The sequence below is a fragment of the Halocatena marina genome, assembly GCF_023276375.1.
In the GTDB taxonomy this organism is placed as follows: domain Archaea; phylum Halobacteriota; class Halobacteria; order Halobacteriales; family Haloarculaceae; genus Halocatena; species Halocatena marina.
Genome location: NZ_JALLPK010000001.1, coordinates 3,432,649 through 3,444,882 on the forward strand (window position 1 = coordinate 3,432,649; position 12,234 = coordinate 3,444,882).

At 56.5% G+C, this 12,234-nt stretch carries 11 protein-coding genes; 3 read left to right on the top strand and 8 right to left on the bottom strand.

The annotated features are described in order from the left end of the window. Positions 1–49: 49 nt before the first annotated feature. Together endA and MW898_RS16240 are read left to right on the top strand one after the other, a co-directional pair. Complete coding sequence (gene endA, locus MW898_RS16235) at positions 50–1,078, top strand: tRNA-intron lyase (RefSeq protein ID WP_248908802.1); 1,029 nt, start codon at positions 50–52, stop codon at positions 1,076–1,078. Further along, positions 1,075–2,727, top strand: coding sequence for a tryptophan--tRNA ligase (locus MW898_RS16240; protein ID WP_248908803.1), 1,653 nt, complete (start codon positions 1,075–1,077; stop codon positions 2,725–2,727). Before endA ends, MW898_RS16240 begins: the two co-directional genes overlap by 4 nt. Positions 2,728–2,767: 40 nt before the next feature. Here the strand turns inward: MW898_RS16240 and MW898_RS16245 are convergent, their stop codons facing one another. The 5 genes from MW898_RS16245 to MW898_RS16265 all read right to left on the bottom strand — a co-directional run bounded on the left by MW898_RS16245 (position 2,768) and on the right by MW898_RS16265 (position 6,451). Then, entirely contained in the window at positions 2,768–3,109 is a 342-nt protein-coding gene (locus MW898_RS16245) for a DUF5615 family PIN-like protein (RefSeq protein WP_248908804.1), read from the bottom strand. 11 nt (positions 3,110–3,120) lie between these two features. Then, positions 3,121–3,399, bottom strand: a complete 279-nt coding sequence (locus MW898_RS16250) for a DUF433 domain-containing protein (protein ID WP_248908805.1) — start codon at positions 3,397–3,399, stop codon at positions 3,121–3,123. A 135-nt stretch (positions 3,400–3,534) separates the two neighbouring features. Continuing rightward, positions 3,535–4,017, bottom strand: coding sequence for a hypothetical protein (locus MW898_RS16255; protein WP_248908806.1), 483 nt, complete (start codon positions 4,015–4,017; stop codon positions 3,535–3,537). A 311-nt stretch (positions 4,018–4,328) separates the two neighbouring features. Then, on the bottom strand, positions 4,329–5,546 hold the full coding sequence (locus MW898_RS16260; RefSeq protein ID WP_248908807.1) for a potassium channel family protein: 1,218 nt from the start codon (positions 5,544–5,546) through the stop codon (positions 4,329–4,331). A 125-nt stretch (positions 5,547–5,671) separates the two neighbouring features. Continuing rightward, complete coding sequence (locus MW898_RS16265) at positions 5,672–6,451, bottom strand: methyltransferase domain-containing protein (RefSeq protein WP_248908808.1); 780 nt, start codon at positions 6,449–6,451, stop codon at positions 5,672–5,674. A gap of 380 nt (positions 6,452–6,831) precedes the next feature. On the opposite strand from MW898_RS16265, the gene MW898_RS16270 reads away from it, so the two are divergent. Continuing rightward, positions 6,832–8,691 carry an ABC transporter substrate-binding protein gene (locus tag MW898_RS16270; RefSeq protein ID WP_248908809.1) on the top strand — a complete coding sequence of 620 codons (1,860 nt, stop codon included), beginning with the start codon at positions 6,832–6,834 and terminating at the stop codon, positions 8,689–8,691. Positions 8,692–8,761: 70 nt separating this feature from the next. Here MW898_RS16270 and nadC read toward each other — a convergent pair whose 3' ends face one another. From nadC to nadA, 3 genes are read right to left on the bottom strand one after another with little or no spacing between them, the layout of a single operon-like run. Continuing rightward, a complete protein-coding gene (gene nadC, locus MW898_RS16275; RefSeq protein WP_248908810.1) occupies positions 8,762–9,577 on the bottom strand; it encodes a carboxylating nicotinate-nucleotide diphosphorylase in 816 nt (271 codons plus the stop codon). Then, positions 9,567–11,045, bottom strand: a complete 1,479-nt coding sequence (locus MW898_RS16280) for an L-aspartate oxidase (protein WP_248908811.1) — start codon at positions 11,043–11,045, stop codon at positions 9,567–9,569. The genes nadC and MW898_RS16280 overlap by 11 nt, the downstream gene beginning before the upstream one ends. 5 nt (positions 11,046–11,050) lie before the next feature. Then, positions 11,051–12,184 (bottom strand): quinolinate synthase NadA, encoded by a 1,134-nt coding sequence (nadA, locus tag MW898_RS16285; protein WP_368409100.1) that lies wholly within the window; start codon positions 12,182–12,184, stop codon positions 11,051–11,053. Positions 12,185–12,234: the final 50 nt, after the last annotated feature.

A 12,234-nucleotide genomic window follows, 5' to 3' on the forward strand; every position in this document is an offset into this window, starting at 1 on the left:
TTCTGTGGATAATCACAGTCGCTTTGTCCGTCGGCCATCGAGTAGCGCTATGCAGGGTTCGCTGGAGGGCGATACGGTTCATGTTCCGGCCCCATCTCGTGAGCGGTTTTACGACAACCGTGGGTACGGCCATCCGCGCGGGAATGCGCTCGCGCTCTCGCCCGTCGAGGCGGCGCATCTCCTCTACCGCGGTGACCTCGAAATGGTGGATGAAATGGGATTTCGATCCTTTCTCGCGACGACGGACACACTTGTCCGGTTTCTCGTGTACAAGGATTTGCGCGACCGTGGTTTCTACCTGTCGCCCGCACGCGAGGGATGGATCGGCTCCGATGAGGCATCTGGTGCCGATTTCGTCGTCTACCCGCGCGGGAACGGGCCATGGGACGGTGCAGTCGAGTATCGAATTCGCGTCCTCGGTGAGCGTGAAACCATTTCGGCTGCCTCGCTCGATGGAACGTTAGCGGTCGTCGACGAGGAGAGCGAAATCACGTATCTCTCGGTCGAACGACCAGACGTGACCGGTACCACCGACCACGACCTCCCACAGAACGTTCCCGGTATGCTTCTCGCAGATCGCGTCATGCTGTGGGATCCACCGGCTGCACTCTACGAGAAGGCGTTCTACGGCCAGCCGCTCGAAGCCAGTAGTGCAGGCAGTTCGAGTCCGAGTCCGATCCATTGTTCACTCGTCGAAACCGCCCATCTCTCCGAGCGGGGAATCGTCCGCGTCGATGCGGGTCTCGAAGGCATTATCGAGCGGGGACGGGCCGTCGAAGGCGAACGATTCGACCGCCGTCGGGCCGTCTACAGCGCGCTCCGAGACGGAGGCGCCGTCCCGAAGACTGGGTACAAGTTCGGTGCTGACTTCCGTACCTACGCGAACGTCGATAGCGTCGATGATCTCGGCCACTCTGAACAACTCGTACGAGTACTGCCACAGGATCACTCATTCTCCCCACGCGACCTCGCCCTCGATGTCCGTCTCGCCCATGGTGTGCGCAAACGAATGGTTTTTGCGCTGACCGATGCGACAGGCGAAATAGACTGGCGCTCGGTCAGTCGACTCACACCATGAGCGAAGAGACTCACGAACACGAACACAAACGCGATCAGGATCAGGATCGGGACCCAGATCTGAAACGAGACGCAGGTCGGGACTACGATCACAGTCGGGAGACGGAGTCAGAATCGGCCGAGAGAGAGAGTGAAGTCGAGAGAAGAACCGTGACAGACGGTGGAACAGCAGGAGCCGACGATGTCACGCTCGATCCGTGGGGATCTTCGACTGTTGCTGATTACCGCAAGCTGTTCGAAGAGTTCGGAATCGAGTCATTCGATGAGGTGCTCCCCGAGGTTCCGAATCCCCACTATCTGATGCGCCGTGGAGTCATCTTCGGTCATCGAGATTATCCTCGCGTCCTCGATGGATTCGAGCCAGGGGATGCAGCCGTTCTCTCGGGATTCATGCCGACGGGCGATCCCCACATCGGCCACAAACTCGTCTTCGATGAGATCATCTGGCACCAACAGCAGGGCGCGGACGCCTACGGACTCATTGCTGACCTCGAAGCGCACTCTGCTCGTGGACTCGACTGGGATGAAATTGACGAGCACGCCCGCGATTATCTCCTCTCGCTGCTCGCGCTCGGCTTCGACCCCGAAGAGGGAGAACTGTATCGCCAATCGACGAATCGAACGGTGCAGGATCTCGCGTTCGAGCTGGGTATCGAGACGAATATCTCCGAACTGCAGTCTATCTACGGCTTCGACGGTGAAACCGACGTTTCGCACATGCAAAGCGTCGTCACCCAGATGGCTGATATCCTTTATCCACAGCTCGAGGAACCGAAACCCACCGTCATTCCCGTCGGCCCCGACCAAGACCCTCACGTTCGGCTCGCACGAGATCTTGCCGCCCGAATGCGTTCGTTCAAAGTCACCGAGGCGTACGCGAGCTTCGAGACAAACGCAGCCGAACACGCGCTCATCGAGGACGCATACGAGGCACTCGGCGGCGAATCGACATCAGATTCGGACCCGATCCGCTGTGTTGCGGCCGCGGAATGGCTCTCGGAGCACCACGACGCGCCTAATGTCGAGGAGAGCTTACGTGCTGCTGGAAAGGAACCGCTCCGACCACGAGTGCGATTTCTCGATCGGAACGCAACGGAGGAGGCGTTCACGGCGCTCATCGAAGCGATCGACGGTGAAAAGCGCGTGTATGAGGGCCACATTGACGTATTCGACTCTTCCCGTGAAGACGCGGCGGCACTCGCCCGCGAAATCGAGGTCGAGCACGAGGGGTACGGATTCTATCCGCCGTCATCCATCTATCACCGGTTCATGACTGGGTTGACTGGTGGAAAGATGTCCTCCTCGATTCCGTCGAGCCACATTAGTCTGCTCGACGATCCCGAAGACGGGTACGAAAAGGTGAAAGCAGCGACGACCGGTGGACGAGAAACCGCCGAACGCCAGCGTGAACTCGGTGGCGAGGCCGACAAATGCCCGGTGTACGAACTCTATGCCTACCTGCTCGCTGCGGACGACGACGAATTCGCCAAAATGGTGTACGACGAATGCGTGGGTGGCGAGCGCCTCTGTGGCGATTGTAAGGAACAGGCAGCACAACTGATGCAGGAGTTCCTCAGGGAACATCAGGAAAAGCGTGAAGAGGCAAAAGCAGTGCTCGAATCTCTCGATCTCGATCTGGGACTGGACTAAAGAAAATAATCTATCTGGGTATTGGTATGTGTCGGTGTGATCACTGCCATTCTTCGAGCCACAGGATTTGATTGGCAAGCTCATCGGTGATCAGATGCCTATCGATTCGGCGAATTGCCCGAACGAACGCTCCAACGGGTAGATTATGGTTCGTATACATGATGATCCCTGCGTGCTCGTGGATCTGTCCAAGACGGACGAAATCACGATCATTTGAAATAATTATCCGATCCTCTTCCACGCAGGTAGAGAGGTGTGTCTCGTCAGCTATGCCGCTCGTATAGTCAATACCCACAGCATGAACATCATATCCGTTGGATAGGAGAGCACGGACGTACGCCCGATCGACATGCTCGTCAGCGAGAAATGTAAGATGATCCATTTGAGGTACGACTACTGCTCGATCGTTTCCGGCGGAGACAGAGCGACGTCTTCTAATTCGGTCTCAAGTTCGCGGTGACGTGCTCGAATAGCGTTCATTTCCTCTATGTGGTCGTAGTAATACCCAAGCGCGTGATATATATCCGCGAGCGAGAGATCGAGCTGATCGGCGATATATTCTGGTGACTGATCGGCTTCGATAACCCGATCGGCTATCTGAAGCACGCTGATTCGACGTCCTTCTAGACGTGGTTCTCCTCCGAGGACAGCATCGGTTTGGACGATGCTCATATGCTGTAGTTATTCGACAAGACGCATAAACCTTCGTTCGCTTCTGTGAACCCCTCTTGGAACTGCTCCGTGCTTTATTAATAATGTTCACGATCGAACTCTGAACGTCCTGTTGATTCCCCTATTATGGCTGACTCAGACAGTAGCTGCGTGATGGTTGCCCCCGTAGTGAACCGTATATCGAAGTAATCCGGCGCTCCCGAGAAGAAACAGAATACCCAGACCGATGAGAACGAAATTCACTTCCCCTAGAATGAGCATGAGAATGCCGAGAAAAAGGGCCTGCAGACCAACAATACTGAACACTGCGGCAAGGGGGACAGCTACATCACTGAGTGGAGACTGGCCGGGATCGCCGATGTTGAACTGCTGTCTGAGAATTTGAGCGAATACGCCCGTAAACACAGCCAGTACGACGATGTACAGGACTTGTCCAATGAAAAATTCCGGTTGAGGGAGACCCGGTGCGAATGTATTCTGAAATCCATCATACCACATGAGGAGCAGATAACCAGGAAGAGGAATCACTGGCGTCGCAGCAGAGAAAATCCCCAGGATAACGAACGAAATGATGGCGTCCACACCGACTGATTTTCGATGAATAATATCATAAACCATGTTAAGTAAGTAGTTAATTGATGTGATAAACCTATCCTCTGTGCATCTATATTGGAGGGTGATACTGTGAACGAGGTTAGGAGAAGATCGTTCTATGCGTGTGTGAAGAATACTGGTCACCATAGACCAGATTAACATGCTTACTCCTGGGTAGCGGTGGGTGGTTGTCACCGAGGAACCTAACGTGGTTGACCCACATCGAATCCACACTGCGTACAACTAAAACATACTGGAGAAGCCACTCTTGAAATGTTCTAATCAGAATCAAATTAAATGTATCGCTGGTTAAACTCGAACAAGGTGTACTATCACTAACTCGCTTCCGTAAGCTCTGCGAGCCGCTCTGCTCCCGATCGCGTCCCTTTTGCGAGAATGATATCGCCAGCCCGCAATTCGGTATCCGGACCTGGTGAAATAACCCATCCATCATCATCATCATCACCGTCGTCGTCGTCGCGTGAGCCTCTGCGGACGGCGATGACGCGCATTCCAGTTTTTGTACTCACCATCTCTGTCCCGAGCGTCGCTCCGTCGAGCGTGCTTTTGGCTTCGATTTCGAGACGAATGATGATCTCATCGCTCTCTTCGACGGCTGCAGCGACCACCGAATGGGCTCCCAGTCCGTGTAAGACACCTTCGCTGATTTCGAGGGCAGCGTCGGAGATGACTTCTGTCGATTGTGCGATATGGACGAGACCGCGGAGACTGACTGGGTCATCGACCCGGCTTGCTGCTCGCAGCGTCCACGCTTCAAAGCGAGACTGGAGGGCATCGACTTCGACTTCGAGTTCGAACACTTCCCTTGCGACCTCTTCGTTGTTGAAGAGCACAGCGCCGTACGCGAGGTCGACCGCGAGTTCGCTCATATTCTTCATGAGTATGATGGAGTCGACAGCGCGCCCAACGTCCTCGATGGCCGGTTTGGTCGGTTCGGATGTTTGATACTCTTCTCCCGTCGCCTCACTGTATACGACTGCAATTCCTTCTTCGGGTCCCCGGAGGAGCAGCACATCCTCTGCACGTAGCGTCGTCTCCTGATCCGGATTCAGCAACCATTCGCCCTGCCGGCGGATCGCAATGACGCGCACACCGGTCTCGGTTTCGAGGTGACGCTCACCGAGTGTCTGTCCGGCGAGTGCCGAATCGGCAGCGAGCTCTGCGCGGACAATCGATTCGAGTGCCTCGGGAAGTGCCGAACGAATGGCGTCGGGGAGAACGATCTCCTCTACGACGGTCTTTGCGATGTCACCTGCGGCTTCGCTGATTTTCTCTGCGGCGTCGACGACCCCGAGAACCGGTGCGAGTGCCTTGGCATCCTCCGGACTGCGGGCGGCCATGAGGAGGCTCATTCGCGCTTTCAACCGCAACACGTCCATTCGCTGTTCTAACGCCAACACCTCCTCCGCGATGGCGCTGCTTTCGAGTAATACGGACGAGTACGAAAGGTCAATGAGGAGCTCTGCTGTGTCCTTCATCTCCGCTAGAATAACCTTCACACTGACCGGCTCGTACTCGACCTCCCTGTCCATACCTCCATCTTTCGTATCCGATGAGAAAAGGATGCTGGCGGACACCGTGTCTTCACGCCACGTTCAGGATATTGGACTGAATTTTCACGGCTTTCATAAACAGCACCAAATCACGACACTGTGATCTATTCTGGCCTGCGGGCGATGTGGAGAAAGGATGTCGAACAAGAGAGGAACTGGCCAGTCTCATTGAGGTCCCTGAGGTCTCGTTCCCATGCTTCAATTTCTGCGTCGTCGAATGCATCGTTTGCCGCTAAAAGCTGACGTTGGACTTCGATTCCCTGTTCAATCTGATCATTGATTTCGGTTTGAATCTTTGCACGCGGAACGATCTCTTCGATGGTGAATCCCGCCTCGGGAAGTAACGCGGCGAGACGTGTCCCACGTTGTCGATCTCCCATCTCAGATCGATAGATCTCGTCTGCGCGCTGCATTCGATCGGTTGGGGTATGCTTCACGTGCGTCCGCCTGTCCCCTGCGGTAACAGCCACTCGTCCCCCCGGCTTAATCACGCGAAAGAGCTCGTTGACGGCTGCATCGATGTCAGAAACAGCATACAACACTTGCTTGGCGATAGCGAGATGGTAGCTCTCGTCTGCGATCGGGAGGTCGGTGATGTCTCCCTGTTTGAAGGATACCTGTGACAAATCGCCACACAGGTCGGTTGCTGCAGCCAGCACCGCTTCGTTCACATCGATGCCGGTAATGCTTCCTTTTTCACCAATGTGCTGTGCGAGGGCTGCCGTCTCAAATCCGGGACCACATCCGACAGAGAGCACCGATTCGTCAGGACGCAGGTCCAACTGATCAATGACAAAGTCACGAAATTCCTCTTCAGTCTGGGTCGTAAGGATTCTCTCCCATCGTTCCCGTTCTTCTTCGTCGGAAGGCTTGGATTCTGTCATCGTAGTACTCTCTCGTTTTACGTCCCAGTACCATGATGTTCGTGCAATTCTTTCGAATCAAATTATCAAGAATATAGTATCACTTTGCGTATCCCGGATGAAGGGAACACACGAACAACCCACAGATACCACAAAATCGAACGACAGAGAGCAGTTTGTCCTGGATACAGTGGAATTGTCGGATTCAGGAATCGATATGCGCCACCTCTCCAGCACACTTACTGAATCACACCACTGCTTAGAGATTTCAACACGTCTGAATAACGCTGTATGCGATCCATACGACTGTTGGTGGTCGTCCCTGTCGAATCGATCGAAATTCACCTACGACGACATTTTTTAACGAAAGAGGTATGTGATAATAATCGGTTTCGTTTCATATGCACCCCGATCACGAGCGGACAAAGAGCGCCCCCCGTGATGAGTTGGTCTCCCCTGCTCGACGGGCCCTGCTGAGAACGTTCGCCCTCGGCGGCATGGCCGCTGTCGCTGGTTGTATGGGTGGCAACGACGACAGCGACAGCGGGACAGAACAGACACCATCGAACGAGCGATCGGTCGGCGGTGAGTACGTTGTCGGCGACCAGTCCGGCGCCACGACGTTGAACTGGCTCGCTATCAACGATCAGTCCTCAGCTGATCGCGTCCGATTAACGCTCGATACCTTGTATACAATCACATCGAAAAAGAAGATCTTTCCACTCCTGGCCAAGGAAATCACGACTGACGACGAGCGGATCTACACCGTCACCCTTCGTGACAATCTGAAGTGGGGCGCTGGCTACGGTCGGATGACCGCCGAGGACTGGGTGTACGAAATCAAGAACGTCTTCCAAGCGGAGGAGAACTGGACTGGCTATACAAATCGGCGCCACTGGTTTCACAACGGCTCCCCCATCCCGGTCGAAGTGACCAGCGAACTGCGTTTTGAAATCAGTCTCCCTGAACCCGATCCAGAATACCTACTGCGGCCGGGTCTTTCGGAAGCGTGGTGCATACCAAAAGCGTTACTGAGACAGTACGTCCCCACGAGAGACAGCGAAGGACTCAATCAGGACCCAGAAATCAACGAACTCGCCTACACCGGGAATCTCGGCCCATACACGTTCGAGCGCTCGAACCAGAACACGTCGTTCGTCGCACAGCGAAACGAGGAATATTATCTCCGCGACAGCGACGTTCCCGAAGCGTGGAGCGGGTCCCCCTACTACGATAGCTACACCTACAGGGTCATTCCGGATCAGAATGCACGGCTTTCGGCTCTCCAGAAGGGCAACATCACCAGCACCAGCATCCCGCTATCGAGCGCCCGGAAATTTCAGGGAATGGATGACGTCACGGTACAAGCCATCAAGCAGCCGTATTTGACACCTATCTGCTATAACATGCGACGGAACGGATGGTCACAACTTCGAAAGCAGTCGGTCCGTCATGCGCTTTCGTATGCTGTAGACAAGACCAAAGTCGCTCAGGACATCTTCCGTGGCTTCTCGGACGTGACGCACACGTTCCAGCCACGGTGGTCAGACTGGTACGACGGTTCAAAGATCATCAAGACGGGTGTCGGCAAGAGCAACGACATCGAGACAGCGCGCTCGAAGCTGAAAGCGGGATTGCAGGGGACGGAGTATGCGTACGACGACACGATGCTCACGGGACCGGACGGCAGTACCGTGACGTTGAAACTCGTCATCACGCAGACGAGTACGACGATCAAAACGTTCGCTCAGTATCTCGCCCGAGCGTACGGGAAGCTCGGGTTCAACATCGAAATCGAACCCGTGGCCTTCGATACGCTCACGAGCAACTATCTCAACAACAGCTATCAGGGGAGTGGAAGACCGAAATGGAACGTTAGTCCGACCAACGGCGGCGGTCGTGACGAATCAGTGAGCGAAGTGCCGTGGGATCTGTGTCTCGGGGCCACTCTCAACATCTATCCGCTCACGCCGTCGAGCACGGAGATGTTCTTCACGAAACGGGGACGGGCGAACTACACCGGCTACTATCCGACGGCCGATCTCAAATCGCTCTACGATGCGGCGCGGAGCGAAACTGACGAGAAACGGCGACGAAAACTGTACGCTGAAATTTTCGGAACATTGAGCGAAGAGCAGCCGTACAACTTCGTGATCACGGGCAGGGACATCTACGGGTATCGAGACACCGTCCACGGATCCAGAGGGCGTCAGTACCTCGCAAACTGGAACAGACAGACGTGGTATCGCAACACACAGTGAGTGGACGCGAGCGCTTTTCTACCCGTCAGCGTTTGGCGTTGAAGAGACAGGAACTCAAGCACACAGACGCTTATCCCGTTTGGAACGAGTAATCGAGCGCCGGTGCGCTGTGCGTGAGCGATCCCATGGAGATAACATCGACACCGGTTGTCGCGTAGTCGGGAACGTCCGCAATGGTGATACCACCACTCGTTTCGCTGAGAACGGCATCAGGAAGCATCGTGACGCCGTGTTCTACGTCTCGTGGTGACATATTGTCGAACAGTACGATGTCTGCTCCTGAATCGGCCGCTCGCGCGCCGTCCTCGGGCGTTTCGACTTCCACCTCGATCTTTGTCGCAAACGACGCTCGTTCGCTCAGGCGTTCGATGGCTCGTTCCATCCCCAGTTCGGCGATGTGATTGTCCTTTACCATCACCATGTGCGAGAGATCGAGTCGATGGGTGTCGCCGCCGCCGGCGACGACAGCGCGCTTTTCGAGGCCACGCAGCCCAGGCGTCGTCTTCCGGGTGCAGGCTATTTCGACTGTGTCGCTCACTTCGCGGGCGGCATCGACTGCCGCTCGAGTGCGCGTTGCGATCCCCGATGCGTGGGCGACGATATTGACAGCGCAGCGCTCGCCCCGAAGTACCTCGCGGGCCGCCCCATCCACCGTTAGCACGACTGTCCCGCTCTCGATACGATCGCCCTCCGCCACTCGGAATTCGATTTCGATGTCTGGATCGAGATACGCAAACACGGCACTCGCGGCTTCGAGTCCAGCACTAACCCCCGCCTCCTTCGCAACGAGACGACCGGTCGTCTCCCCTGGCACCTGATTGGTGACATCGTGATGGCCGAGGTCCTCCCTCAGCCACGCTTCGATCTGGCTTCGATCAATCAGCATGTGGCGTCTGCTCCTCGCTGAGGTAGTGACAGCCACTCGACGTGGGATTCTCAGCAGCAGCACGGGCAATGAGGAGTGCCGTCACGCTTTGTCCGCGGAGTTCGTAGAGTTCGCGCGACGTTCGGGTACGGATGTAGGCATCAACTTCCCCTTTCAACCGCCGTAGAACCCCTGTTGCCCGCTTGAGTTCTTCTGGTGTTCGTTCGAGTCCGACGTGTTCGTCCATCACCCGTCGCAGACGAACGGACTTCTCCTCGGCAAAGCGCGCTGGAAGCGCCGGATCACGGTCGAGTAGTTCAGGTGCTTCGATCGGCTGTGGATCGAATCCAGCGGCAGCACCGCCTGCCCGCAGGCCCCAGACTAAGCCTTCGAGCAAACTCGTACTGGCGAGACGATTTGCGCCGTGAACGCCGGTGTGCGAACACTCCCCGACGGCGAACAGTCGATCCAGCGACGCTCGTCCCTCGCTATCGACGGCAATGCCGCCACAGAGGAAGTGCTCGGCTGGTGCGACCGGAATTCCTGCGTCCCAGTCCACACCGCGCGATTCGCACATCTGTGCGAGATCGGGAAACACAGTTGCGAAATCGAACGGAGAAACGTCTAACGTCACCTTTCCCGTCCGGTCGCGCTCTCGGGCGACGGCCCGAGCGACCACATCCCGCGGGGCGAGTTCTGCGTCCGGGTGACAGTCGGGCATGAATCGCTCACCATCGTTGTTACGCAGAACGGCCCCGTCCCCGCGAACGGCCTCGCTGACGAGGAACGGATCCTCACCAACACACACGGTTGGATGAAACTGTACGTACTCCATATCTTGCAGCTCGGCTCCTGCGAGCGCCGCCATCGCAATGCCGTCGCCGGTCGAGCCGTCTGGATTCGTCGACTGCGGATAGAGCGCACCAACTCCACCCGTCGCAAGAACGGTCGAACCAGCGAATGTTGGTTCGATTTCGCCATCGGATTCGAGGTACGCTCCGTGAACGCGCCCCTCATGCGTAATGAGTTCGAGCGCGGCCGTGTCCTGTCGAATTTCGACCGACGGGAGCTCCGCGAGATGCGAGAGGAACGGGCCGAGAATGTGTCGTCCAGTGCTCGCATCGACGTGGAGGATGCGCCGGGTCGAATGTGCGGCTTCGCGTCCGTAGTCGTATCCGGCATCGTCCGCATCGAACGACACGTCGAGCGTCTCGAACAGTACGCTCTCGACTGCTGTGCGCGCGTTTTCGACGAGTACGTCCACTGCATCGGGATCGGCGGTGTCGTCGCTGGCTGAAAGAATATCCTGCTTGAACGAGTCGGGATCATCGCGAGTGACGGCGATGCCACCCTGTGCCCACCACGAGGATGCGTGTTCTGGCTCGGTGGCCTTCGTTGCAAGTGTGACCCGTGCGCCCTCGCGTGCAGCTGCGAGCGCCGCCGCACAGCCCGCGATCCCACTTCCGACGACGAGCACGTCCGTTTTCATACTGATCACACCTCGAGCATCCGATCAAGTGCGATCTGTGCGAGTTCTTTCTCTTCGGGTGCGACTGAAATGACGTTGCGCTCGCGGCCAGCCGCCAACTCCTCAAACACCCATGTCAGGTAGTTTGGATCGACTTGGCGCATCGCGTTGCAGTCCATGCAAGCATCGCCGCACAACGGCACGACGTTCACGTCCGGGTGCCACCGTTGGAGATGGTTTGTGAGGTGGATCTCGGTGCCGATCGCCCACGTTTCCCCCGGCTCGGCGTTCGCCACGGTGTCACAGATCGTCGATGTACTTCCCGCCACATCAGCCGCCTCGACGACCTCACGTCGACATTCGGGATGAACGATAACGTTCGCGTCTGAATACTCCGCGCGAACCTGTTCGATGTGTTCGACGCGGAACCGTTCGTGAACCTGACAGTAGCCGTCCCAGAGGATGATATCTGATTGTGCGACCTCATCAGTGTCCTTGCCCTCTGGATCCCATGGATCCCACTCGGCGATCGCATCTTCCATCCCGAGTCGGTAGGCGGTGTTCTCTCCGAGATGCTTGTCTGGGAGGAACAGCACCTTATCCCCGCGCTCAAGTGCCCACTCGAACGCGTGGTGAGCGTTCGAGGAGGTGCACACCAACCCGCCCTGCTGCGCGCAGAACGCCTTCAGATCGGCGTAGGAGTTCATGTACGTGATCGGAATAATGTTCGCGTCGGGCGCACTGCTGGTTATCTCGGCCCACGCCGCATCGACTTGTAACGCCTCGGCCATTCCGGCCATCGGACAGGAGGCTTCCATCGATGGCAGAATCACCGTCTGATCGTCATCCGTGATGATATCGGCGCTTTCAGCCATGAACGTCACTCCACAAAACACCACATAGGGTGCGTCGGCCTCCGCAGCGCGCTTGCTCAACTCGTAGGAATCACCGATGAAATCAGCGTGCTCGACGATCTCGCGGCGCTGGTAGTTGTGCCCGAGCACGATGACATCCTCACCCAACTCCTCCCGAGCCGCAGCGATGCGCTCGGTTCGCTCAGTCTCTGACAACCCCCGGTACGTGGGCGGAAGCTGCTCCAGGTTGTCGTATTTGAAGAGACTGAGTTCAGTTTCGAACTCTGTAGTTTCCATTTCAGCCATTGATCGGCACCGAAGTTACTCTATCAAAGAAGGCTACGATTGATAAACTT